Source organism: [Clostridium] citroniae WAL-17108 (assembly GCF_000233455.1).
GTDB classification, from domain to species: Bacteria; Bacillota; Clostridia; order Lachnospirales; family Lachnospiraceae; genus Enterocloster; species Enterocloster citroniae.
Genome location: NZ_JH376423.1, coordinates 241,907 through 267,509 on the forward strand (window position 1 = coordinate 241,907; position 25,603 = coordinate 267,509).

At 50.9% G+C, this 25,603-nt stretch carries 24 protein-coding genes; 23 read left to right on the forward strand and 1 reads right to left on the reverse strand.

Annotated elements, in window-relative coordinates; all coding sequences use genetic code 11:
- Window positions 1–365 precede the first annotated feature (365 nt).
- Genes HMPREF9469_RS16285 through deoD form a run of 6 tightly spaced genes read left to right on the forward strand, consistent with a single transcriptional unit; the run spans window position 366 to window position 6,434 of the window.
- Window positions 366–1,451, forward strand: coding sequence for a BMP family lipoprotein (locus HMPREF9469_RS16285; RefSeq protein ID WP_007863802.1), 1,086 nt, complete (start codon window positions 366–368; stop codon window positions 1,449–1,451).
- 16 nt (window positions 1,452–1,467) lie between these two features.
- Entirely contained in the window at window positions 1,468–2,985 is a 1,518-nt protein-coding gene (locus HMPREF9469_RS16290; RefSeq protein ID WP_007863803.1) for an ABC transporter ATP-binding protein, read from the forward strand.
- Window positions 2,969–4,000 carry an ABC transporter permease gene (locus HMPREF9469_RS16295; protein ID WP_007863805.1) on the forward strand — a complete coding sequence of 344 codons (1,032 nt, stop codon included), beginning with the start codon at window positions 2,969–2,971 and terminating at the stop codon, window positions 3,998–4,000. Before HMPREF9469_RS16290 ends, HMPREF9469_RS16295 begins: the two co-directional genes overlap by 17 nt.
- Before the next feature lie 3 nt (window positions 4,001–4,003).
- Window positions 4,004–4,909, forward strand: a complete 906-nt coding sequence (locus tag HMPREF9469_RS16300) for an ABC transporter permease (RefSeq protein ID WP_007863808.1) — start codon at window positions 4,004–4,006, stop codon at window positions 4,907–4,909.
- Window positions 4,910–4,959: 50 nt separating this feature from the next.
- Window positions 4,960–5,727 (forward strand): GntR family transcriptional regulator, encoded by a 768-nt coding sequence (locus HMPREF9469_RS16305; protein ID WP_007863809.1) that lies wholly within the window; start codon window positions 4,960–4,962, stop codon window positions 5,725–5,727.
- A 5-nt stretch (window positions 5,728–5,732) separates the two neighbouring features.
- Window positions 5,733–6,434: a purine-nucleoside phosphorylase gene (gene deoD / locus HMPREF9469_RS16310; RefSeq protein ID WP_007863811.1), complete on the forward strand. Its 702-nt coding sequence runs from the start codon at window positions 5,733–5,735 to the stop codon at window positions 6,432–6,434.
- A 5-nt stretch (window positions 6,435–6,439) separates the two neighbouring features.
- Here deoD and HMPREF9469_RS16315 read toward each other — a convergent pair whose 3' ends face one another.
- Window positions 6,440–6,976 carry a DNA-deoxyinosine glycosylase gene (locus HMPREF9469_RS16315; protein WP_007863813.1) on the reverse strand — a complete coding sequence of 179 codons (537 nt, stop codon included), beginning with the start codon at window positions 6,974–6,976 and terminating at the stop codon, window positions 6,440–6,442.
- A 301-nt stretch (window positions 6,977–7,277) separates the two neighbouring features.
- Here HMPREF9469_RS16315 and HMPREF9469_RS16320 point away from each other — a divergent pair, with 301 nt between their 5' ends.
- The 17 genes from HMPREF9469_RS16320 (at window position 7,278) to radA (ending at window position 25,588) form a co-directional block, all read left to right on the forward strand.
- A complete protein-coding gene (locus tag HMPREF9469_RS16320) occupies window positions 7,278–8,165 on the forward strand; it encodes a fructose bisphosphate aldolase (protein WP_007863814.1) in 888 nt (295 codons plus the stop codon).
- Between the two features lie 214 nt (window positions 8,166–8,379).
- Complete coding sequence (locus tag HMPREF9469_RS16325) at window positions 8,380–9,165, forward strand: DeoR/GlpR family DNA-binding transcription regulator (protein WP_007863815.1); 786 nt, start codon at window positions 8,380–8,382, stop codon at window positions 9,163–9,165.
- Between the two features lie 79 nt (window positions 9,166–9,244).
- Complete coding sequence (locus HMPREF9469_RS16330) at window positions 9,245–9,892, forward strand: DeoR/GlpR family DNA-binding transcription regulator (protein WP_007863816.1); 648 nt, start codon at window positions 9,245–9,247, stop codon at window positions 9,890–9,892.
- Window positions 9,893–10,265: 373 nt separating this feature from the next.
- The gene (locus tag HMPREF9469_RS16335) at window positions 10,266–11,378 is read left to right on the forward strand and encodes an ethanolamine utilization protein EutH (RefSeq protein WP_007863818.1); all 1,113 of its coding nucleotides are present in this window, start codon (window positions 10,266–10,268) and stop codon (window positions 11,376–11,378) included.
- Between the two features lie 14 nt (window positions 11,379–11,392).
- Window positions 11,393–12,895 carry a glycerol kinase GlpK gene (glpK, locus tag HMPREF9469_RS16340; protein ID WP_007863819.1) on the forward strand — a complete coding sequence of 501 codons (1,503 nt, stop codon included), beginning with the start codon at window positions 11,393–11,395 and terminating at the stop codon, window positions 12,893–12,895.
- 14 nt (window positions 12,896–12,909) lie between these two features.
- Window positions 12,910–14,349 (forward strand): NAD(P)/FAD-dependent oxidoreductase, encoded by a 1,440-nt coding sequence (locus tag HMPREF9469_RS16345; protein WP_007863821.1) that lies wholly within the window; start codon window positions 12,910–12,912, stop codon window positions 14,347–14,349.
- 15 nt (window positions 14,350–14,364) lie between these two features.
- A complete protein-coding gene (locus HMPREF9469_RS16350) occupies window positions 14,365–15,618 on the forward strand; it encodes an NAD(P)/FAD-dependent oxidoreductase (RefSeq protein WP_007863823.1) in 1,254 nt (417 codons plus the stop codon).
- Window positions 15,619–15,620: 2 nt separating this feature from the next.
- Complete coding sequence (locus HMPREF9469_RS16355) at window positions 15,621–15,971, forward strand: DUF1667 domain-containing protein (RefSeq protein ID WP_007863825.1); 351 nt, start codon at window positions 15,621–15,623, stop codon at window positions 15,969–15,971.
- Window positions 15,972–15,988: 17 nt separating this feature from the next.
- A complete protein-coding gene (locus HMPREF9469_RS16360) occupies window positions 15,989–16,291 on the forward strand; it encodes a TIGR04076 family protein (protein ID WP_157140306.1) in 303 nt (100 codons plus the stop codon).
- Between the two features lie 336 nt (window positions 16,292–16,627).
- Entirely contained in the window at window positions 16,628–17,662 is a 1,035-nt protein-coding gene (locus HMPREF9469_RS16365; protein WP_040416611.1) for a transglutaminase domain-containing protein, read from the forward strand.
- Window positions 17,646–18,752 (forward strand): molybdopterin-guanine dinucleotide biosynthesis protein B, encoded by a 1,107-nt coding sequence (gene mobB, locus HMPREF9469_RS16370; RefSeq protein WP_227884406.1) that lies wholly within the window; start codon window positions 17,646–17,648, stop codon window positions 18,750–18,752. The genes HMPREF9469_RS16365 and mobB overlap by 17 nt, the downstream gene beginning before the upstream one ends.
- Window positions 18,753–18,909: 157 nt before the next feature.
- Complete coding sequence (locus HMPREF9469_RS16375) at window positions 18,910–19,317, forward strand: GntR family transcriptional regulator (RefSeq protein ID WP_007863833.1); 408 nt, start codon at window positions 18,910–18,912, stop codon at window positions 19,315–19,317.
- 41 nt (window positions 19,318–19,358) lie between these two features.
- Window positions 19,359–19,973, forward strand: coding sequence for a UvrB/UvrC motif-containing protein (locus HMPREF9469_RS16380; RefSeq protein ID WP_007863835.1), 615 nt, complete (start codon window positions 19,359–19,361; stop codon window positions 19,971–19,973).
- Window positions 19,966–21,006: an ATP--guanido phosphotransferase gene (locus HMPREF9469_RS16385; protein ID WP_007863837.1), complete on the forward strand. Its 1,041-nt coding sequence runs from the start codon at window positions 19,966–19,968 to the stop codon at window positions 21,004–21,006. The genes HMPREF9469_RS16380 and HMPREF9469_RS16385 overlap by 8 nt, the downstream gene beginning before the upstream one ends.
- Window positions 21,007–21,031: 25 nt before the next feature.
- Entirely contained in the window at window positions 21,032–23,584 is a 2,553-nt protein-coding gene (locus HMPREF9469_RS16390) for an ATP-dependent Clp protease ATP-binding subunit (RefSeq protein ID WP_007863839.1), read from the forward strand.
- Between the two features lie 107 nt (window positions 23,585–23,691).
- Complete coding sequence (locus HMPREF9469_RS16395; RefSeq protein WP_007863841.1) at window positions 23,692–24,108, forward strand: hypothetical protein; 417 nt, start codon at window positions 23,692–23,694, stop codon at window positions 24,106–24,108.
- A 97-nt stretch (window positions 24,109–24,205) separates the two neighbouring features.
- Window positions 24,206–25,588 carry a DNA repair protein RadA gene (gene radA / locus HMPREF9469_RS16400; protein ID WP_040416687.1) on the forward strand — a complete coding sequence of 461 codons (1,383 nt, stop codon included), beginning with the start codon at window positions 24,206–24,208 and terminating at the stop codon, window positions 25,586–25,588.
- Window positions 25,589–25,603 lie beyond the last annotated feature (15 nt).

Here is a 25,603-nt window from a genome sequence, read left to right on the forward strand (position 1 = left end):
AAACAAAAAACAGGTATCGAGAAAGAGAAATCTGAATCGGTACCTGTTTTTTTGTTGTGTCAAAACCAGTAAAACAGGAGTTGTCATCATGATTTAGAAGTGTCCAACAGATGTACCTGATACCGTGGCCAAATTATGTTATATGGCGGGTACTAGTATTGATTCATCCAGGAAATCCCAATAAGATTAAAATAGTGCACAAAATCCCCCCTCCGTTTTCGTGGAGTTTTAACGAAATGAAGGAAAACACAAAAAAATAGATTTACAAATCAATAAAGTAGTGATACATTTTAAATAACTTGTTAAACAAGTTTAGAAACATATTTAAAGAGTGATAAAACAAGTCTAAAATGGAGGGGAATCAAATGAAAAAAACAATGAAAAAATGGGCAGTTCTTTTAGCAGCAGTCAGCATGGCAGGCAGCGCAATCATGGGATGCGGCGCATCCGCCACAGGAAGCGGAGCCCAGAGTAAAGAGGAGAAGTCCGGTAATGAATCAGGAAGCGCCGGTGCGGCGGAGGGAGCGATCCATGTGGGCATCATATTTACCGAGGCAGGCCTTGGGGGAAACTCCTTTAACGACCTGGCGCTGGAGGGAGTAAAGCAGGCAGCTGAGGACTTTGGCATTACATATGATGAAGTGGAGCCTAAATCCGTGTCGGATGAGGAGATCATCCAGGATGAGATGGCGGCATCAGGGGATTATGACCTGATCATCTGTGTGGGGGCGGAACAGGTGGACGCCCTGACCAATGTGGCCAATACATATCCGGAACAAAGGTTTGCCCTGTTGGACGCAACCTCGGATCTGTCCAATGTGGCATCCTATTCATGCAAGGAACAGGAAGGAGCTTTCCTGGCAGGCGCCCTGGCAGCCCTGGCAAAACAGGAGAAGATAGACGGTAAACTGGGGGACAGCAAGACCATTGGATTTATCGGCGGAGTGGACAATCCACTGATCAACCGCTTTGCGGCAGGCTACCAGGCGGGAGCCCAGTATATAGAGCCGGAGATGAAGGTGCTGATCGATTATGCGGGAGGTTTTAATGACCCCACCACGGCAAAGACCATTGCCAATACCTTTGTGGAAAAAGATGCGGATGTGATCTTCCATGCAGCGGGAGCTTCCGGAATGGGTATGTTCCAGGCAGCGGAGGAAAAGGGATTTGTGGCCATTGGAGTGAATCTGAACCAAAACGGCATTGCGCCTGACTATGTGATGGCAAGTATGCTTAAAAAGCTGGATTCCTGCGCTTACCATGCAATTGCCAGCGTTGTGGAGGGAACCTACACAGGGGAGAATCAGATGCTGGGATTAAGTGACGGCGGTGTGGATGTAACAGTGGAGCAGAGCAATATCCAGGTAACGGATCAGATACTTGAGCAGCTGGAAGAACTGAAACAAAAAGTGATAGCAGGAGAGATCCAGGTTCCCTCTGAGCTGAACTAAAAAACAGGAGGCAGGTATGGACGCAATCAAAATGGTTGGCATTGTAAAATGCTTTGGGCCGGTACGCGCCAATGACGGCATTGATTTTACGGTAAAACACCAGGAGATCCACTGTCTTCTGGGAGAAAACGGAACAGGGAAAAGTACTCTTATGAATATCCTGTTCGGGTTATATCATCCCGATGCCGGGGAGATCTTTATCAATGAAAAAAAGGCATCCATTGCAAATCCCAATGATGCATATGCGCTGGGAATAGGAATGGTACATCAGCACTTTATGCTGGTAGGCCAGCTGACCGTGTTGGAAAACATCATCCTGGGAAAAGAGTCAGGCGGATTTTTCCTGAACCGCAGGGAGAGCCGTGCCAGGGTGGAAGAACTGGTGGAGCGGTTTGGGTTCAGGATCGACCTGGATGAGAAGGTGGTCAACCTATCCGTGGGTATGAAGCAGCGTGTGGAGATCCTTAAAACCCTGTACAGGGGGGCTGATATCATTATACTGGATGAGCCCACGGCCGTGCTCACGCCCCAGGAGGTGGAGGAGCTGTTTAAGATTCTCAGACAGCTGAAAAAGAGCGGAAAGACCATTGTATTCATCACCCACAAGCTCAATGAGACTATGTCCCTGTCCGACCGGATTACTGTTATACGCAAAGGAAAGGTAGTATTCTGCTGCAACACCCAGGACACCAATGAGAAGGAGCTGGCCACACAGATGGTGGGCAGACAGGTAGAATCCGTGGTTGCAAAGAAAGGGCAGCAGACAGGGGATGTGGTCCTGGAGTTAAAGGAAGTCCGGCTTCATGAGAGAGCGGAACACACCGTGAGCCTGACTGTCCGGGCAGGGGAGATCCTGGGAATAGCCGGGGTGGACGGAAACGGACAGCAGGAACTGGAGGAGATGATCGTGGGAAACCGGAAGGTGACGGAGGGGAGCATCCTGCTTGGCGGAAAGCCGATCCATACCCTGCCGGTAAAGGACAGGAAAGCCATGGGAATCGGATATATACCCTCCGACCGCCACAAGAATGCCATGGTATCCGGATTCTCCATTACGGAAAATTTTCTTCTGGGGTATCAGAATACACCGGAATACTGTAAAAAAGGGTTTATTGATTATGACAGGCTGAAGCAGGATGCCGGCAAACAGGTGGAGGCATTTGAGATCAAGGTTGCAGGCGTGGAACAGGAGATCGGGCAGCTTTCAGGAGGCAACCAGCAGAAGGTCATCCTTGGAAGGGAGATCAGCCACGATCCGGGGCTGGTGCTGGTAGCCCAGCCTGTGCGGGGACTGGATATCGGAGCCATTGAGCGTGTACATAAAACACTGCTTCAGCTAAAGGAGCAGGGAAAAGCCATCCTTCTGATTTCAGCCGAGCTGTCTGAGGTCATGAACTTAAGCGACCGTATCGCCGTGTTCTATGAGGGGGAGGCCAGCGCCCAGTTTACAAATGGGGAGTACACAAAAGAGGAGATCGGACTGTTTATGGCAGGAAAGAGACAGGAGGTAAATGTTCATGAAATGGATATGTAATAAGAAGACCGCAGAGGTCGGAAAATCCCTGGCAGCCATAGGAGTAGCCCTTATTATAGGCGCTCTGTTCATCCTTCTGGCAGGCGAATCCCCCATCAAAGCTTATTCATCCCTGATACAGGGCGCATTGGGTACGCCCCAGTCCATTGCCAACACCATCAGCAAGAGCATTCCGCTGGCGTTTACGGGACTGGCTGTGGCCATGGGTTCCCGGTGCGGCATGCTGAACATCGGCGCGGAAGGCCAGCTTCATGCGGGAGCCATGGCAAGCGTCATCACGGCCCTTACACTGAGCTTTCTTCCGGCTCCTGTGCTGCTGGTCGTCAGCATCCTGGCAGGTATCCTTGCCGGGATGGCGGTGGGCAGCGTGCCGGGGATATTCAAAGCCAGATTCAGTACCAATGAGGTCATTGTGGCCATTATGCTCAATTATATCTGCACCCTGTTCACCTCCTATCTGGTCAACGGTCCCTATAAGACAGAGGGGTCCACGGCCCAGACCGAGCTGATTGCAGAGGAGATCTGGTTTGGCAAGCTGCTGCCCAGGACTCAGCTGACCGTGGCGCTGTTCCTGCTTCTGTTTATAGCAGCCGCCATGTACATTTTCCTGTGGAAGACCTCGGTGGGATATCAGCTGCGGGCAGTGGGGGCCAACCCTTCAGCCGCCGGTACGGCCGGTATCCGGGTCAATCTGTTCCTGATCATGTCCATGACTCTCAGCGGCGGTATTGCAGCCCTGGCCGGAGTGACCGAAGTATTTGGAAAATATCACAGGTTTATAGAAGGTTTCTCGCCTTCCTTTGGATTTACGGGGATCGCAGTAGCCATTCTGGGCAGGAACCACCCCGCAGGCGTGCTTCTCACGGCCCTGCTCTTTGGGATCATGGACATGGGTTCTCTGCGCATGAGCAGGGAGACCATGGTCAGCACAAACATGGTAACTGTAATACAGAGCCTGGTGATCCTGTTGGTGGCAGCGCCGGAACTGATCAAATGGACCAGAAAGAGAGGATGACATATGGATATGATCAATAATTTTATCGGACTTACCCTGCAGCTGTCCGTTCCCATTGTCCTGGGAGCCCTGTGCGGCACCATTGCGGAGCGGGGAGGCATTATCCTGCTGGGTGTGGAAGGCATTATGCTCATAGGAGCTTTTGCCGGCGTGGCCGGTTCCTACGCCGCTGGTTCGGCTCTGGCGGGAGTGGCCCTGTCTCTTGTATTGGGCGGCGTGATCGGCTGGTTTTACGCACTTTTCTGCTTAAAATGGAAAGCGCACCAGTCTGTGGTGGGCGTAGGGATCAACCTGTTTGCCAGCGGGATCACAGCAGTTATGCTTAAGACGATCTGGCAGACGGAAGGCATGTCGGAATCCGTGGCATCCATCCCCAACCTGACTGTTCCGGGGCTTTCCAGGATTCCCGTCTTAGGGGCCCTGTTTAAGGAACAGTCCCCCTATCTCTATGGGATGTTCCTGATTGTGGGGGCTGTGTGGATCGTGTTTTATAAGACAAAATTCGGACTCAGGTACAGGGCCATGGGTGACCAGCCCTATGCGGTGCAGACCGCCGGGGTGCAGGTAAACCGTTACCGCTATATTGCCATGATCATAGCGGGAAGTATTGCCGGACTGGCAGGCTCCTATCTCTCCATTTCCCAGAACAACCTGTTTGTGGTGGACATGACAGCGGGCAGGGGATTCATGGGACTGGCGGCCAATATCTTTGGCGGATGGCAGCCTCTGGGCTCCATGGGAGCGGGCATGATATTTGCAGTTGCCCAGGCGGCCAGATTTTATCTCACGGATGTGGCCATCCCCTCCCAGTTCGTGCAGATGCTGCCCTATGCAGTGACCCTGATCGTGCTGCTGTTTGTGGGAAAACGGGTAAAAGGTCCGGAAGCACTTGGCAAATTGGTGGATTAGTCCTATACTAGAACTGACACCAAAGCGCATGAAAGGAGCACAAGAGACCTGTGAAGGATACCGTTATTAAAGAGAAGAATGTAAAGATACCGTTATATGTGACTGCATATGAGACCATCAGCCAGTGGCTGAAAGAGGGAAAATACAAAGCTGGAGACAAACTGCCCGGGGAGAATATCCTGGCGGAACAGCTTCAGGTCAGCAGAGGCACATTGCGGCAGGCTATGCTGCTCCTTCAGGAAGATGGATTGATCATTAATCATCAGGGAAAGGGAAATATTGTCCTTTCTAATCAGGATATGAGTAAAGGTGGGCTGGAAAAAGTCGGGAATCCAATTGTGGACTTCTGCATCCAGCCCGTGGACCGGGTGGTGACCTCCATCGGTTTCCAGCCGGCCACACAAAAGCACCAGCAGGTGCTGAAACTCCGGCCGTCCAGTGTGGTGGCTGTCATTGACATCACCTACTACTGCGGGGAGACGCCGGCCGGATTCGCCATGGTGTATATGCCCCATGAGATACTGGACAGCAGCGATGTGGATCTGGAGGATACGGATACCGTTTACCGGTACTATACGGAGCTTTTGTCCTCCAACGGACTGTACAGTGACACAAAGATCCGTCTGGGACAGGCGAGGGAACGTCTGGCCAATATACTTTGCATCCAGGAGGGAGATCCCCTCTTACTTCTGGAGGAGGTGCTCTATACGGAATACGACACACCGGTATTGTCCCAGAAGCTGTTTTTCGGCCCTGACCAGCATGAGCTGAGTATCAGGAGAAAGAATGACAGGAATACTATAAAAAAATTGGAGTAATAGACATGAAAACATTTCATAACGAAGCGGAGCCAGGACAGATCGGCAGCACGGTCCTGATGCCGGGAGATCCTTTGCGGGCAAAATACATTGCGCAGACCTATCTGACCGATGCAATGTGTTATAACCGTGTCAGGGGAATGAACGGATATACTGGTTACTATAAAGGGAAAAAGATTTCAGTCCAGGGAAGCGGGATGGGGATCCCATCCATGGGCATCTATGCATATGAGCTCTACCAGAATTATGATGTGGATACCATTATCCGCATAGGCACGGCCGGTGCCATCCACAGGGATGTGGAGGTGGGGGATCTGATCTTTGCCATGGGGTGCTGCACCAATTCCAATTTCCCGGCCCAGTATCATCTGCCGGGCACATTTGCACCCATTGCTGATTTTAGTCTGCTGTCAGCCGCTGTCAGCCAGGCCCAAGGCAGCAGGATCCCCTTTCGGGTGGGCAATGTATTCAGCTCAGATGTATTTTATGAAGACCGGAAAGGGGAAAAGGGGGAATGGGAGAAAATGGGCGTACTGGTCCAGGAGATGGAGACCCTGTCCCTTTACTGTACGGCTGCCCGGGCCGGAAAGCGCGCCCTGGGCATGCTGACAGTGGGCAGCAGCATCCATACGGACAGGGCCCTGACCAATGGGGAACGTGAGAGAAACCTGGATGCCATGATCCAGTGTGCATTGGAGATCGCATAATCAGGTTACCTCCCGGCCTCCAGAAGGGGGAGCAGCACATCGCCCCAGTCCTTTTCCAGGCGGTCCAGTGTAAAAGCGGCATTGGCAGGACTGGTGGAGGGGCATTTGACAGCGTCCCTTCCCGTGTGTTGGCGGCAGTATTTTACATAGAGGCGGTGGGCTGTGCTGCCATTGGTGATGATCTCCCTTATGTCGGCGGCCTGTAAGATGCGCTCCAGATCCATGGGGGTGACATTACAGATGCTCTGGTCGCTGGAACCCTTGATGTCACAGGAGTGGATCACGTCCCAGAGGGCGATCCCGTGTCTCAGCAGGATGGACTTTTTTCCTTGATATTCAGGAGGAAATGTTTCCTTTAACAGCCGCCCCATCAGTTTCCAGAACCGGTTCTGGGGATGCCCGTAATAAAAATTTTGTTCCCTGGACTTAACGGAGGGGAAGCTGCCCAGGATCAGGATGCGTGAATTCCGGTCATATACAGGTTCCAGGGAATGGGAAACCCTGGTATAGCCAGGAAGCAGAAGGTCTTTGTTTTCATTCATTGTGTGGTTCTCCTTTTGTACTGCGGATAAATTTGGCGGAAATACGGCCTGACTTCATTGTACCATCATTTGGATATTTAGCAACTTCTGGAAACTTCTATTGACAATGGGAAGCGGATTTTACTATAATAATAGTATTCTCAGTAATAATAGTATTCTCAGTGTGATTGATTTCGATGTGTTGGGTCTGCGCCTATGCAGCCAGTATTGTTGGAAAAGAACCAGGAACAGGCGGGCGCAAGGTGTGTCTTCCTGTTCTTTTTAACTCATTGTATTTTCAACAAGAAAGAGAGGTAGCCTTATGAACCAGGAGCAGTTAAAACGTATGAGCGAGGGCAGGGGGTTTATTGCGGCATTGGACCAGAGCGGCGGCAGTACGCCAAAGGCCCTGAAGAATTATGGCATAGGCGAGGAGCAGTACAGCACGGACGAAGAAATGTTTAATCTGGTTCATGAGATGAGGACCAGGATCATTACCAGCCCGTCCTTTACATCAGATCACATCCTGGCCGCAATCCTGTTTGAGAACACCATGGAACGCAGGATCGAAGACAGGCTGACAGCCGATTACCTGTGGGAGGTTAAGGGTATCATCCCCATCCTGAAGGTTGACAAGGGGCTGGCAGAGGAGGAGGACGGGGTGCGCCTTATGAAACCTATTCCGGCTTTGGATGCGCTTTTGACCAGGGCAAAGGAGCATCATATCTTTGGCACTAAGATGCGTTCCGTGATCAAGAAAGCGGATCCGGCAGGTATTAAGAAGATTGTGGACCAACAGTTTGAGATCGGCCTGAAGATCGCAGCTGCCGGCCTGGTTCCCATACTGGAGCCTGAGATCGATATCTACAGCCCTGACAAGGCTGAGAGCGAGCGCATCATGAAGGAGGAAATCAAAACTCATCTGTCAGAACTTCCAGAGGGTACAAAACTGATGTTTAAGCTTTCCATCCCGAATAAACATGGTTTCTACAGCGATATCATGGAGGATCCCCATGTAGTCCGGGTAGTGGCCCTGTCCGGAGGCTATTCCAGGGAGGAGGCCAATGAACGCTTAAGCCGCAGCCCCGGATTGATCGCAAGTTTCTCCCGGGCATTGTCGGAAGGGCTTAGCGCCAAACAGACAGAAGGGGAGTTTGACCGCATGCTGGCGCAGTCCATTAAGGAAATCTATGAGGCGTCCATTACCTGATGGGAGATGGGAAAACACAGGATCGTTTCACTCAGTGTTACTATCGTTTCCGTACTTTATGCAGCATGGCTGATCTTGACCATGCTGCTTTTTTGTCTGTGGGAGAGAGCATTGTCTGGGGCATCCGATCCGCTCTAATCCGGTCGCCTTGCGCTAGACAGTTGTTTTGATTCGTTATATAATGAAACAAGAATCTAAAAAGCGAGGTAAATGTATGCTTGCAAAGGAGCGCCAGGATGAGATACTCTCGATCATAAGGCAGAAAAAAGCAATCAAGATGTCCGATGTTGTAAAGAAATACCAGGTTTCCCATGAAACTGCAAGAAGGGATCTGGAAGTCCTTCAGGAGCAGGGGATGATCAAGCGAGTTTATGGAGGGGCTGTTTTATCAGAGCCCGCCTCTTTTTTGCCCGGAATGACAGAACAGCCATGTATAGTGGATGAGTCCAGTTCCCTGGAACGGGAAGCCATTGGAAGGGAAGCCGCAAAACTGGTGAAGGAGGGGGATACGGTCCTTCTCTCAGTGGGTTCCACCGTGCTGCAGATTGCCAAACATATTCGTGATATCAAGCATATAACGGTCCTCACAAATTCTATTTTTGTGCTGAATGAACTGATCGATTCAGATGTGCGGATGTTTGTGCTGGGAGGATGCGTCAACAGCAGCGAGTATGACATGGAGGGACATCTGGCCGTGGAAGCACTGAAGCATTTTTGTGTGGACATTGCATTTATCTGTGCAGGGGGGATCACCAAAGAAAACGGGGTCTCCGATTATAACTGCGAGGTGGCCCAGATCAATAAGGCCATATTGGGCCGCGCCAGGAAAACCGTGCTTGTGGCCCATGCCAAAAAGTTCGGCACCGACTCCTTCAGCGTGACATGCCCGCTGGACAGTATACATACCATCATATCGGACAGCACCCTGCCCCATGGATATGTGCGTTATCTGCAGGAAAAAGGAATCGAACTTATTCTGGCAGATTCGGGACAGGTATAAATGCGGGGTAGGTATAGATGCGTATTGGGAATTTGTGGGAATTTGATCAAAATTTATGAAATGCAGCACAGGAGGAGCTATGCTTCAGGAACGGCGCAATAAGATCATAGAGTTACTGCACGAGGATGGGATCGTAAAAGTCAGTGAGCTGATGAGGCTTTTTGATGTATCCATAGAAACGGTGAGAAGGGATCTTGAGTATATGGAGGAACACGGCATGCTGAACCGGGTGTACGGCGGTGCGGTACCGGCCCAGCCAAGAGCCACGGAGCCATCCTATTCCACCAGGGAGATAAAGCATTTTAAAGAAAAAAAGGCCATTGGTGAGAAAGCAGTGGAACTGGTCAGGGATGAGGATGTGATCGCAGTGGATATCGGAACCACAACCCTGGAGTTTGCAAAGGCCCTTGTGGGAAAGAGAAGGGTTACGGTCATTACCAACTCTATGAAGATAGCCATGATCTTGTCCGAAGACATCAATATCCGGGTTATCATGCTGGGGGGAGAAGTGAGGAGCGGGGAGGCTTCCGTGTCCGGCTATATGACGGACGATAATGTGAGCCATTTTATCACGGATAAGTATTTTCTGGGGGTTGGGGGGCTCAGCCTTACAAAGGGCATTACGGATTATCATATGGCCGAGTCCAATCACAGGAGGATTGTGATCGCTAATACACAGAAAGTAATAGCACTTGCAGATCACAGCAAGATGGGGGCGTTGCAATGAATAAAATATGCGGATTAGAGCAGATTGATGCACTTGTGACCGATTCTGATGTGGATTCTGTGGTAGTTGAAAAAATAACAGCCATGGATATTGAGGTAATACAGGTGAAAGCATAGAGAAATAAGGGAAAAATGGTAAACAGTGGGCTGTGATGTATTGGCAGCCTACTATTTTTATGCTCTTTAATAGGGATGCATGATAATAAAATGTCAAATACATAAGGATAAATGCAACAAAAACCGTCAAAGTGCACAAAAGCACAAGCTTAATATTTGCTATAATGTGGATTGATGTGGAAGTTTGTATGGATTATAATTAAATTAAACATAAGTGCACAAAATGTTGTCAAAAATACAACACAAGGAGGCGGGTAATGTCATTTAATGAAATTATTATGTGGGTAATGGCAATCGGTTTGTTAATTGGTGCGGCTGACAAGATAACTGGTGATCATCTTGGACTTGGGGAAAAGTTTGATGAAGGTTTTAACGCAATGGGACCTCTGGCACTGGGCATGGTAGGAATTGTCTGTCTGGCGCCCGTCATATCCAAGGTTCTTGGACCCGTTATCATCCCTGCATTTGAGGCCTTAGGAGCAGACCCGGCCATGTTTGCTTCTATCCTGGCCAATGATATGGGGGGATATTCACTTGCATTGGAACTGGCAAAAAATGAGCAGGCAGGCCTGCTTTCCGGTAACATAGTGGCTTCCATGCTGGGATGTACACTGGTTTTCTCCATCCCGGTGGGACTTGGGCTGATTGAGAAGGAGGACCAGGGATATTTTTCCAAGGGTCTGCTGATCGGGTTGATAACCATTCCTGTGGGCAGTATCCTGGGCGGACTTATCGCCGGATTCCCTATGGGACTTGTGCTTAAGAATATCATTCCTATCATCATTCTGTCCGTATTGCTTGTATTGGGACTGAAGTTCATCCCGGACCAGATGATAAAAGGATGTATGATTTTTGGAAAATTCATAACCATTGTCATTTATATCGGACTGGCGGCAGCGGCATTTGAGTATATGACCGGCAGGGTCCTGATACCTGGAATGGCGCCGATCATGGAAGGGATGGAAGCCATTGCCGGAATCGGGATCGTACTCCTTGGTACATTTCCATTTCTCACCATTGCCACCAAGGTACTTAACCGTCCTCTGAACGCATTGGGGCAGAAGATCGGCTTAGACGCAACCAGCGCGGCAGGACTGGTGTTCACACTTGCCAACTCAGTACCTGTCTACACCATGATGAAGGACATGAAGAAAAAGGGGATCATTGTAAATACAGCCTGGCTTGTTCCTGCAACAGCAGCTCTTGGGGACCATCTGGGATTTACGGCCGGGGTCCAGCCGGACATGATCACGCCGGTGGTGCTGGGTAAGATCGCAGCGGGCGTGCTTGCCATTATCCTGGCCCTGGTCATCTGCAAGAACATGGATGAGACCGTTGATAAGGCAGTGGGGAAGGCAGCGAAAGCATGATAGGAGGGGAATGAATGAAGAAATATTATCTGGGGCTTGACCAGGGGACAACAGGAACAACCGTTATGATCTTTGATGAAAACTGGAACAAGGTTTCCAGGGGTTATAAGGAGCACACCCAATATTATCCGGAACCGGGCTGGGTGGAGCATGACCCCATGGAAATCTGGCAGAATATCCTGGAAACCATAGATATGGCAGCTAAAAAAGCGGGGATCTCAAAAGAAGAGCTGACCTGTATCGGTCTGGATAATCAGGGGGAGACCGTAATGCTGTGGGACCGTATCTCAGGCGTGCCCGTGTATAACGCCATTGTGTGGCAGGACCGCAGGACCGCACAGATGGCAGGGGAGATTTCCCGCACTCATGGCGAGATGATACGTGAGAAAACAGGACTGATCGTGGACGCATACTTCAGCGCCACCAAGATAAAGTGGATCATTGACAACGTGGAGGGGGTTCAGGAAAAGATTGAAAAGGGCCGCATTATCGCAGGCACCCTGGACACATGGATGATATGGAAGCTGACCCATGGCAGGGTGTGCGTGACAGATTATTCCACTGCAAGCCGTACCATGCTATTAAACATTCATACAGGCAAGTGGGATGAGGAGATACTGGAAGTGCTGGGAATCCCTGAAAGCATCCTGCCGGAGATCCATGACAGCGCAGAATTGTACGGGCATACGGATCCCCTGGACTTTTTCGGGGCCATCATCCCCATATCCGGTTCGGTTGTGGACCAGCAGGCCGCGCTCTTTGGCCAGGCATGTTTTAAAAAGGGCACGGTTAAGACTACATATGGCACGGGCTGTTTCATGCTGATGAACACAGGGGATAAGCCTGTATATTCCAGGAACGGGCTTCTCACAACCGTTGGCTGGGGCCTGAGCCAGGGGCAGATAACCTTTGCTCTGGATGCGGGGATCTACATAGCCGGCGCAGCCGTGCAGTGGCTGCGGGACAAATTAAAGATAATTGAAAATGCAGCTGAGACAGAGCCCATGGCAAAATCAGTGCCGGACACGGCGGGAGTATACTTTGTGCCTGCATTTTCCGGCCTGGCCGCGCCCCACTGGGACCAGTACGCCAGAGGCACCTTTGTGGGTATCACCGGGGGAACGGAGAAGGAGCATATTGTCAGGGCAACCCTTGAGAGCATGGCGTACCAGGTCAAGGATAACCTGGATGTGCTGGAAAAGGACTCCGGCATACCCATCGAGGTGATGAGGGTGGACGGAGGCGCGTCAGTCAACGGATTCCTGATGCAGTTCCAGGCGGATATCCTGGGGATTCCGGTTGAGGTTCCTGTGATAACGGATACAACAGCGCTGGGAGCGGCCTATCTGGCAGCTTACGGCATAGGCGAGTTCCATGACATTAATGAGTTGGAGCAGAACTGGAAACTGGATAAGAGATATGAACCACAGATGGATTCTGAAACAAGAGAGCGCCTGCTTCATGAATGGCACAGGGCGGTGGAACGCTCCAAAGAGTGGATTGAAGTAAAAGAATAGAGGAGGATGGGAACATGATGAAAACAGATGTAGTTGTTATTGGCGCCGGAGCAGTCGGATGTGCCATTGCCAGGGAATTATCAAAATATCAGATTCAGGTAATGGTAGTAGATAAAAATGAAGACGTGGGTGGGGATGCATCCAAGTCCAACAGTGCGATCATACATACGGGGTATGACGCGTCCCCGGGCACCCTGGAATCCGAGCTGGTAGTAGCTGCAAATCCCATGTATCCGGAGCTGGTGAAGGAGCTGGATGTCCCCTTTAAGCAGACGGGCGCCATCCTTCCGGCCATCACCCAGGAGCAGTTCGAACAGCTGCCGGCCATCAAGGCCAAGGCGTTTGGGAACAGGGTCTATGATGTTGAATATCTCACAAAAGAGCAGATCATTGCCATGGAACCGAACATAAACCCTGAGGTTAAGGGCGGGCTCCATATACCAAGGGAGAGTATCATCGATCCATTCATACTGGTTCAGGCCCTGGCTGAAAATGCCAATGAAAACGGTGTGGATTTCCTGTTAAATACAAAAGTTACCGGTATTCAGACAGAGGACCGGAAAATTAAGGCGGTGGAGACAACAGCGGGCATCATAGAGACCAGATATGTCATTAATGCAGCGGCCCTGTACTGTGACGAGATAGCGGCCATGGCAGGCAAAGCTGAGTACAAGGTGGTGGCCAGGAGAGGGCAGTTCTATATTCTTGACAAGAATACTTCATGTAAGGTGGACCATATTGTCCTGCCCATCCCTACCAAGATAACCAAAGGAAAGCTCATGTGTCCTACCATTCACGGAAACATGCTGGTAGGGCCAACCGCGGAGGACCTGGATAACAAGACCGACAAATCAGTTACCGCCGATGGGCTGGAAAGCATTGTAAAGGATGTGCAGAGGCTGATCCCCAATGTGAATATCAGGGATACCATAACCCAATACAGCGGACTGCGCCCCAACCGTAATCCCGAAGGGCTTCATGTGGATGTGTATGATGACCTGGAAGGCTATGTAAATCTCTCCGGGGTGCGTTCCACCGGACTCACCCTTTCTGTGTCCATGGGCGTGTATGTGGCACAGCTGCTGAAGGAACATGGATGTGGCCTTGTCTATAAGGAGGATTTTAAGAAGACAAGAAAGGGCATCCGCATTTTCCATGAAATGACTGCCGGTGAGCAGGAAGAAATCATCAAAGAGAACCCTAAGTATGGAAATATCATCTGCCGCTGCGAGACCATAACGGAAGGCGAGATCCTGGATGCCATCCACCGGCCCCTGGGAGCCAGAAGTATAGACGCTGTTAAGCGCAGGGTACGGGCGGGAATGGGAAGGTGCCAGGGCGGATTCTGCGGACCCAAGGTCATTGAGATATTGTCCAAAGAGCTGAACATACCGGTGGCGGAAGTCAACAAGAATGTGACTGGTTCTTATATGGTTTCAGGGAAAATGAGATAGAAGGGAGAGAACAAAATGTACGAAATGAAATGTGATGTTGCAATCATAGGCGGAGGACCGGCAGGACTTTCCGCGGCCGTGGCGGCTAAGAAGGAAGGCGCTGGAAATGTACTGATCATTGAGCGCGATGAAAGCATCGGAGGAATCCTTCAGCAGTGTATCCATCCCGGATTTGGCCTCTCCTATTTTGATCAGGAACTCACAGGACCGGAATATGCGGGCAGGTTTGCCAAAGAGGCACTGGAACTGGGCGCGGAGGTGCTGTTAAGATCCATGGTGCTGGAGGTAAGCGCCCGGACAGGTGAGATCATCTGTATCAATATGGAATACGGCATGACCAGGGTAACAGCCAAAAGCATCATACTGGCCATGGGCTGCAGGGAGAGGACCAGGGCCAATATACAGATACCAGGAACAAGGCCCGCGGGCATCTATACGGCCGGTTCCGCCCAGAGGCTTGTGAACCGGCAGAATACCATGGTCGGACGGAATGTGGTCATCCTGGGTTCCGGCGATATCGGCATGATCATGGCCAGGAGGATGAGCCTGGAAGGCGCAAAGGTACTGGCTGTGGTTGAGATCATGGATTATCTTGCAGGCCTTACCAGGAACAAGGTACAGTGCCTGGATGATTTTGACATACCTCTGAAGCTGAGCCATACCATCACACGGATCGTAGGAAATGAGCGGGTGGAAGGCGTTTATGTGGCCCGGGTGGATGAAAACAAAAAGCCCATGAAAGAAACGGAAGAATACATTGAATGTGACACACTTCTGCTGTCCGTGGGACTGATCCCTGAAAATGAACTGACCAGAAAAGCAGATATCACCATATCAGGCATCACCAGCGGCCCCGAGGTAAACCAGTATATGCAGACCTCGGTCCCCTCTGTGTTTGCCTGCGGAAATGTGGTCCATGTCAATGACCTGGTGGATAACGTTACCGTTGAAAGCATGCTGGCCGGCCGATACGCGGCGCTCTATGCGGCGGGAAAGCTGGAACAGAAGCAGGAGGTAAGGACCGTGACCGGAACCAATGTAAGATACATCTGTCCCCAGCGGCTCGTGCCATGTGACGATGGGAAGGCAAAGCTGTTCTTCCGTGTCCTGGCCCCGGATGTGGATGTGAGGATAGAAGCAAAATGTAATGGGAAGGTCATTGCATCCAAAAAAGAGCGCAGGGTAAATCCGGGTGAAATGTGCAATATACAGATCCCTATGTCTGAAGTGGATTCCGACATAGTGATAGACGTCATAAAGGAGGCATAACCGTGAAAAAAGAGATTATTTGTATCGTGTGTCCGATTGGGTGCCGCATCCTGGCAGAAGGAACAAAGGAAGAGATCACTTCCATAGAAGGGTTTACCTGCGGCAGGGGAAAGGAATATGGAACCCAGGAGTTCCTGCACCCGGTGAGGATCCTTACCAGTACCGTGAAAGTGGATGGGGAAGACCGTCTGGTACCTGTCAGGTCCGACAGGCCCATTCCAAAGGAACTGCTGATGGACTGCATGGCAGAGATACGGAAAACAGTGGTTAAGGCCCCGGTAAATACATATGATGTGATCATCCCGGATGTGTGTGGATGCGGCGCCAATATTGTGGCAACAGGATGCGTTTAATGGCGGGAGGTGGAAATGTGTCAGACTTAGTGAAAATCACGGTTTTGAAGAAGATGGTAATGGATGACATAGTGGAGACATACGCGGAAAAGCCCATTCCTGTCTGTAACAAATTTGAAGAGGGCGCTGTGTTCATTACGGATGGCAGGAAGGTGCCGGAGGGCTTCTGCACATGGGCCTGGGCCGATATCTTTAAGGATATTATTTTTGTCAGGAACCATATGGAGTGCATTGGGACCAAGGGGAAGAAAACACAGGTAGCGTCCTGTACGGATGGTTTCAGGCCGGTGGTGTTTTTGATCGAACCTTATGAGGGGTGATGGGAAGACGGAACAACAGTATACATGAAAGGTATATCCCACTTCTATTCCACAACAACATCAATCCCAAGGTTGCGGATGATATTCGGCTCCTTTAGAGGCGCTTTTGTGCGGCGTGACTTGCTGCCGGAATCTGTGCAGTTGTAATTGCCTGCATCATGACATGGGCGTGGAAGAATAAGAAGACGGCTACAACATCTGTACAGACTGAATTGATTATCAGAAATACAAATAGCAGTTTATTTTTTCCTGACTTTATGTTAGCATATAAAAAGCCGGTTTAAAAAGCCGGACATGCAAATGAAGTTAAACGATAACAGATGTCAGGATAAGATTATGAGACAGGAATATTATTACCAGCACATGACAAAAGGAGAGCAGTCGGCGTACCGCTCCATGCTGGACGGCTTTGAGGCAATTGCCCCGGAATTTCCGGTACTGAACCTGGGCGGGCGTGAACTCTCCGACTTGTTTTTCAGGCTTCGTCTGGATCATCCCTCAATCTTTTATGTGGAGGGATTTAATTACCGGTATGCTGACAATTCCCAATATGTCCAGCTCATTCCCCAATACATGTTTGAGAAGAAAAAGATCAAGGAGATGAAACTTGCCCTGGAATCCAGAATCAACCGCCTGGTCCAGCAGGCCGGGGATCTGTCCCCAGAAGAGAAGGAGAAATACATCCACGACTTTATCTGCACCAATGTGACATATGATAAGCTGAAAAAGCAGTATTCCCATGAAATCATAGGCCCTCTTCAGCAGGGGGTAGGGGTCTGCGAAGGGATTGCAAAAACAGTGAAGATCCTTTGTGACAGGATGGGAATGGAATGTATCATTGCCATCAGCCAGGCTGATCCGGAACAGGGAATCCGTTACCGCCATGCCTGGAACCTGGTAAAGCTTAAGAATACGTGGTATCATCTGGATGCAACCTTTGACAATTCCCTGGGGCGTTATGGGCAGAAACGCTTTGACTACTATAACCTGGATGATAAGATGATGTTTAGGGACCATCAGCCGCTGGTTTATGGAATGCCTGCCTGCCCGGATGGATCCCGCTTCTATTATAAGGAAAACCGTCTGTCGCTGACCAAGGTGGAGGATGTGTCAGGCCGCATGAAGGCGGTGCTGCGGAAAAAACAGCCCTATTTTGTGTTTCACTGGAGAGGAGGGGCCCTGAACCGGGAGGTGCTGGAGCGGATTGTACGGACTGCATCTGAGGCTGCACGGGAAAAAGGGAAATACATCCGCCTGTCAGTTAATTACCGCCAGGCCGTGATGGAAATTGCAGTTCTGGAAAGCCAGCTTCAGGAAACCATATGCAGGGAAGAGGCCAATGAAGGGGAACTGGATGGCAGGGAGAAGTGAGGGAATGGACATGAGCTGGGGAGGCGTGATCCTGTCAGGAGGGCAGGGGAGCAGGATGGGGTATGCGGATAAAAGCAGCCTGATCCATGGAGAAAAGACTTTTTTGGATATAATTGGAAATGAACTTCATTCCCTGGGTGTCCCGTGTTATCTGTCCCGGGCTGCTTATAAAAGCGGAGAACCGGTGCAAGGTTTTACTGTGGTGGAGGATACGGTCCGGGGAAAGGATGGGGAATGGATTGGGCCCATGGGAGGAATCTGGTCCTGCCTTGAGCAGACAGCAGAACCATTCCTGTTTTTTGTGTCCTGTGACATGCCGCTGTTTCGGGGCAGGATGGCGGAATGCCTGTTAAAATACTGGAAACCGGGAGTGGATGCTGTTTTGTGGCGCACCAGGGACGGCAGGCTGCAGCCCATGTGCGCTCTGTATTCCAGAACCTGCCTGCGGGAACTGAGGACCCGGATCCATTCGCAGAATTATCGAATGATGGATTTTTTGGAGCACGTAAACTGCGTGGAGGCAAAGACCGCAAAAGAACATATCCCGGACACATGGTTTTTGAATGTAAACACCCCGGAGATTTACAAAGAACTGGGGAAGAAGCGACTTCCTGTCCTGGCTGTCAGCGGAAGGAAGGATGCGGGGAAGACATGGCTGCTGGAAAAACTGGTGGGGGTACTGTCCGGGGCAGGGGTACGCACCGCGGTCATCAAACATGACGGACACGAGTTTGAAGCCGATGTACCGGATACGGACAGCTTCCGCATGAAAAAGGCCGGGGCTTATGGGACCGTGGTATATTCCGGCAGCCGGTTTTCGCTGGTCAAGGATCAGCCGGGCATGGAAGCGGAGGATTTCTTTGCTTTTTTCCCGGAGGCGGATCTGATCCTGCTGGAAGGGCAGAAGTATTCTTCCTTTCCTAAGATCGAAGTATTGAGGGCGGCTGTGTCCTCTGAACCGGTGTGTGATCCGCGGACCGTGCTGGCTTACGTATCCGATGTGCCCCTTAAGCAGGGAAAGGTATTTCCTTTTGACTCCATTGATGAGATATCCGAAGTGATCATAAGATGGATGGACGGGAAGTGTTAAAACAATAGGGAAAACGGTAAAAGGAGGGGGGATTCCCTCCTTTTTCTGCTTGACGAATCCATGTTCCCTTGCTATAGTAATATTAACAAGTGTTGTTATAATGCTTGTAGAACAAATATAACTTTTATGTCAGTATAAGACGAAAGATGGTGGATTTATGGTATTGAAGATTGATTTCAACAGTGATGAAGCAATCTATATACAGCTGCGCAACCAGATTATCATGGGCATTGCCACGGACATGATCCGGGAGGGGGACTCCCTTCCCTCTGTGCGACAGATGGCTGATTATATCGGCATCAACATGCATACAGTTAATAAGGCATACACTGTACTTAAGCAGGAAGGCTTTGTGAAGCTGGACCGCCGCAGAGGCGCAGTGGTGAGTCTGGATATTGATAAGATACAGGCCATCGGAGAGATGCGCAGGAACCTGGATGTTGTGCTTGCCTGGGGAATCTGTAAGAATATGACCAGGCAGGAAGTTCACCAGCTGGTAGATGAGATTTTTGATAAGTACACCCGCGGGTGTATGGAAGGAGAAGATGAGGCGGAAGAAAACTAAGGCGGTGACAGCGCGCCTTTGATGACAAATGGAGGATTCGTATGTTATGTGAAAGATGTAAGATCCGGGAAGCCAATATCAGATACACAGAGATCATAAACGGGATCAAGACAGAGCACAATCTCTGTTCCCACTGTGCGAGAGAGATGGATTTTGGACAATACGCCGCCATTCTGGACGGTGAATTCCCGTTGGGAAAACTCCTGTCCGGCCTTCTGGGCCTTGAGGACGATGAGGAGGAGACCGATGTGCGCGGCAAGGTGGTGTGTCCCACCTGCGGCACCAGTTTTGATGATTTTGTGGAAAACAGCCGGTTTGGATGCCCGGACTGCTATGGGGTATTCGACCTGTTCATCAGCGATAAGATGAAGCAGCTTCAGGGAAGCGGAAACCATAAGGGCAAGCATCCCAAATTCAGAAGCACATTTGAGAAGGAACATCCCGCCCAGGCCAATGCCGGAGAGACAAAGGAGACCGCAGATAGCGCTGCCATTCAGGAAAATGGAATGGACAGCAGGTCAGCGGCTGTGAATAAGCAGATCCGTGAGCTGGAGACCCGGCTTAAGGAAGCGGTGAAGCAGGAAGAGTATGAGCTGGCAGCACAGTGCCGTGACCAGATCAAAGAACTAAAAAAGGAGGCGGATATCCATGAGTAAATGGTTTGACAGCGTGGACAACAAAAACTCCAATATTGTTTACAGCCGCATCCGCCTGGCCCGGAACTGGGATGAGTATGCATTTCCCTCCAGAATGACGGCGCAGCAGTGCGGGGAAATGCTGGAACGCATGAAGGAAGGGCTTAAGAATCTTCCGGAACTGGATGGAAATCCGTACAAGTATCAGCAGCTGAATGAGGTCAGGGAACTGGAAAAACTGGCGCTCAGGGAGCGCAGAATCCTGAACCTGGCAGCAGTGAACAAGAAGGAGCCGGCGGGCCTTCTGTTGTCTGAGGATGAGGGCAGCAGCCTGGTGCTGGGAGGAGATGACCATATACGCATGCAGTTTTTGGCTTCCGGTCTTAAACTGGATGAATTATGGCAGAAGGCGGACGCCATGGACGATTATGTAAATGAGCGTTATTCCTATGCGTTTGATGAGAAATACGGTTATCTGACCTCCTTCCCCACCAATGTGGGAACCGGACTTCGGGCCTGTGTGGTCCTTCATCTGCCAACACTGTCCCAGGTGAGAAAATTCCAGAGCATAGTAGGCGATATGAGCCGTTTTGGAACAGCGATCCGGGGACTTTACGGAGAGGGAAGCGATAATTACGGAAGCCTTTATGAAATCTCCAACCAGAGGACCTTAGGGTTGTCTGAAAAGGAGATCGTGGAACTGGTGACCAAGGCGGCATCCCAGCTGAACAACCAGGAGATGAGGGTGAGGAACGCCACCCTTAATACACAGAGACTGGAACGCGAGGACGAGGTATATAAGTCCTACGGCGTTCTCAAATATGCAAGGAAGATATCTGAAAAGGATGCGCGCATCTTCATTTCCCAGCTAATGGCAGGGGAGGAGGACGGACTGATGTCCTTTGATAAAAAATGTTCCCTTTACAACCTGGTTCTGGGTATTAAGCCCGCAAACCTGAATCTTTGGGCAAAGCGTCCCCTGGATAAGGATGAGATGGACTCTGTAAGGGCAGCATATGTGAGACAGAATCTACCTGAGATAGAAGTTAAGTAACACTTGTAAGGAGGACATAAAACTTATGATGGAACGATATACACAGCAGGCCCAGGAAGCGCTGGGACTGGCAGTGGGCGTGGCGGAGAGCCTGAACCATGGATATGTGGGCACGGAGCATCTTCTCATCGGCCTGCTGCAGGAAGGAACCGGCGTTGCGGCCAAGGTGCTGGAGGACAATGGGGTGGAGGAGGATCGGGTGATCGAACTGGTAAGCCAGCTGATCGCGCCTAATCCCACCATTCAGACTACCAACCAGACCGCATATACCCCAAGGGCCCGCAGGGTCATAGAGAACAGCTACAGGGAGGCAGTGCGTTTTAAGGCGGCACAGATAGGAACGGAGCACATCCTTATAGCCATCCTCAGGGAAGGCGACTGTGTGGCAAGCAGGCTTCTCAACACCATTGGTGTCAGCATCCAGAAGCTTTATATCGATCTGCTGGCAGCTATGGGGGAGGATGCCCCTGCTGTAAAAGATGATATTTCAGGCGCAAAGGGAGGCAGAAAAAGCAATGCCACACCAACCCTGGACAGCTACAGCCGCAACCTGACACAGCTGGCGGCGGACGGAAGGCTGGATCCCGTGATCGGACGGGAGCAGGAGATACAGAGGGTGATCCAGATCCTGAGCCGCAGAACCAAGAATAATCCCTGCCTGATCGGAGAACCGGGCGTGGGCAAGACCGCTGTTGTGGAGGGGCTGGCCCAGATGATCGTTTCCGGCAATGTGCCGGAAACCATTGCGGACAAGAGGGTCATGACCCTGGACCTGTCCGGTATGGTTGCCGGTTCCAAGTACAGGGGAGAGTTTGAGGAGCGGATTAAGAAGGTGATCTCTGAAGTGATCGATTCAGGGGATGTGCTGCTGTTTATCGATGAGATCCATACGATCATCGGAGCCGGCGGAGCGGAGGGCGCGCTGGACGCGTCCAATATCCTGAAACCATCCCTGGCAAGAGGAGAGCTGCAGCTTATCGGCGCCACCACCATCAACGAATACCGCAAATATATTGAGAAGGACTCCGCGCTGGAGCGCCGTTTCCAGCCTGTGACCGTAGACGAGCCCACGGAAGATGAATCCGTGGCCATTTTAAGGGGGCTTCGCAGCCGCTATGAAGAACACCATAAGGTGGAGATTACGGACGAGGCCCTGGCAGCTGCCGTGAAGCTGAGCAGCCGTTATATCAATGACAGGTTCCTGCCGGACAAAGCCATTGACCTGATCGATGAGGCGTCCTCCAGGGTAAGGCTTGCCAATTATACAAAACCTTCCAAGATCAAGGAATACGAGGAAGAGATAGAGGCACTGGAAGAGAGCAAGGAAGAGGCCATTAAAAAGGAAGCCTATGAAAAGGCGGGAGAGATCAAGAGCAAGCAGGAAAAGCTGCGTGAAAAGATCAATCAGACCATGGAGAAATGGCAGAAGGAAAAGGAAACAAAGAAACTGCTTGTAAGCGATAATGAGATCGCTGATGTGGTTTCCGGATGGACCAGGATACCGGTGCGCAAGCTGGCTGAGGAAGAGTCCGAGCGCCTGAAGAACCTGGAGGGAATCCTTCATCAGCGCGTGGTAGGGCAGGAGGAGGCGGTTACCGCCATTTCCAAGGCTATCCGAAGAGGCAGGGTAGGGCTTAAGGATCCGGGACGTCCCATTGGCTCCTTCTTATTCCTGGGCCCCACGGGCGTTGGAAAAACAGAACTCTCCAAAGCCCTGTCCGAGGCCATGTTTGGAACAGAGAATGCACTGATCCGGGTGGATATGTCTGAATACATGGAGAAACACAGTGTGTCCAAGATGATCGGATCCCCGCCAGGATATGTGGGCTATGATGAGGGCGGACAGCTCAGTGAAAAGGTACGCAGGAATCCCTACTCCGTGATCCTGTTTGATGAGATAGAGAAAGCCCATCCGGATGTGTTTAACATTTTGCTCCAGGTGCTGGATGACGGACATATCACGGATGCGCAGGGCCGCAAGATCGATTTTAAGAATACCATTATCATTATGACAAGCAATGCGGGCGCGGAGAATATCATTTCCCCGAAGCGCCTTGGATTTGGTGCGGCCAGTGACGCAAAGGCTGATTATACCTTTATGAAGGAACGGGTCATGGACGAGGTGAAACGTCTGTTCAAGCCGGAATTCCTAAACAGGATCGATGAGATCATCGTATTCCACCAGCTGAGCAAGGATCATATCAAGGGAATTGCGGACATCATGCTGAGTACCATCGGAAAGCGCAGCAAGGACCAGCTGGGAATCGAACTTACAGTGACCGATGAAGCCAGGGAATACCTGATCGATAAGGGCTATGATGAGAAATACGGCGCAAGGCCGCTGAGACGTACGATCCAGAATCTGGTGGAGGATAAGATGGCCGAGGAAATGCTGGATGGCAGCATAAAGGCCGGTGATACGGTTCAGGTAGGGTTTGACGGAGAAAAGCTGACCTTTACATCAAAATCCAAAGCAGCTCCAAAGCGCAGGACTTCCGGTACCAAGACAGAGGCGGCTAAGGGAGACGCCGGCAAGACGCCGGGAAAAAAGAAATCAACCGCTGCTACAAAGGCTTAATGAGAAGGAAATCAATTTAAGAATATTTTCACTGGTTATTTGTTTGGTATTGATGTATAATTTTTATGAGGAAGTTACTTAAGCACATTTAGCAGGAGGATAAGAAGATGCCGGTCATTGAAGAATTAATCTGCACAGAGCAGGATGGCACCATTAGTTTTGGCAATTATACGTTAGGGCAAAAGGCAAAGAAGTCCGATTTTGAATATCAAGGGGATATGTACAAGGTCAAGACCTACAATGAGATTACCAAGCTGGAGCGCAATGACATGTTTGTATATGAATCTGTTCCGGGAACCGCAGCAGAGCATTTCAAGGTTACGGATGAGGGCGTGGAGTTCACAGTAGAAGGAAGCAAGGATGCGCAGATCACGATTCAGCTGGAGAATGATACAGACTACGAAGTTTACGTAAACGATGCAGCCGTGGGCAATATGAAGACCAACATGAGCGGTAAGCTCAGCGTAAGCGTGGAGTTGGAAGAGGGCCTGGCAGTCAATGTCAAGGCGATCAGGAGAGTATAATATGCAGGAAGCGGGCTGGAAGAGATTCCAGCCTGTTTCTATACAGAGCAGATCATATACGGCGTATTGGCTGACAAAAGGAATCCGGGAGGAAAGAATGGCAAAAGCAAGGACAACCGCGTTTTTTTGTAAAGAGTGCGGATATGAATCTTCAAAATGGATGGGACAATGCCCAGCGTGTAAGGAATGGAACTCCCTGGTGGAGGAGCCGGTGTCCAAAACGCCGGCCGGCAGTCTTGGACGCATGGGGGGCGGCAGCTCAAAGCCGGCAGCTTTGACAGCCAGGCCATCCCTTTTATCGGAAATCGATTTGGATGAGCAGGACAGGATCCCCACTGGCTTCCGGGAGCTGGACCGGGTGCTGGGAGATGGTATTGTGGCAGGTTCCCTGGTATTGGTGGGAGGGGATCCGGGTATAGGGAAATCCACCCTTCTTCTTCAGGTGTGCAGGCACCTGGCCGGAGCGGGGCAGAAAGTGTTATACATATCAGGTGAGGAGTCGCTGAAGCAGATTAAGATGAGGGCAAACCGTATCGGACCCGTGACAGGGGAACTGAAATTCCTGTGTGAAACCAGCCTGGAACATATTGAACAGGCCATAGACGCTGAAAAGCCCCAGATCGCAGTCATTGACTCCATCCAGACCATGTACCGGGAGGAGATATCCTCTGCCCCGGGAAGCGTCAGCCAGGTAAGGGAGTCCACCAGTATTCTCATGCAGATCGCCAAAAGCCGCGGGATCGCTATCTTCGTGGTGGGGCATGTTACCAAGGAGGGTGTGGTGGCCGGTCCCAGGGTGCTGGAGCATATGGTGGACACGGTGCTTTACTTTGAGGGGGACAGGCATGCTTCCTACAGGATTTTGAGAGGTGTAAAGAACAGGTTTGGCTCCACCAATGAGATCGGCGTGTTTGAGATGCAGGAGGAGGGGCTGGTGGAGGTTGAGAACCCTTCCGAATATATGCTGGACGGCCGGCCGGAGGAGGCCTCAGGAGCAGTGGTTTCCTGTTCCTTTGAGGGCACCAGGCCCATTCTGCTGGAGGTCCAGGCCCTGGTGACCGAGACAAATTTCGGTATGCCCCGGCGCACGGCCGCGGGTACGGATTATAACCGGGTGAATCTTCTGATGGCTGTTCTGGAAAAGCGGTGCCGCTACGAGATGTCCCGTCTGGACGCCTATGTCAACATTGCCGGAGGCATGAAGATGAATGAACCTGCATTGGATCTGGCCATTGTCATGGCCATCATCTCCAGTTATAAAGACCGGCCGGTGGACCCAAAGATGCTGATATTCGGAGAGGTGGGACTGTCAGGAGAGGTGAGAGCCGTGTCCCAGGCAGGGCAGCGGGTGAGCGAGGCTGCCAAGCTGGGCTTTACCTCCTGCGTGCTGCCAAAGGTGTGCGCGGATAAGATGAAGCCGGTGGAGGGGATTAAGATAATTGGAGTGGCCAATGTGCGGGAGGCCATTGGCGTGATCTAGGAGAGCGGATCCGGA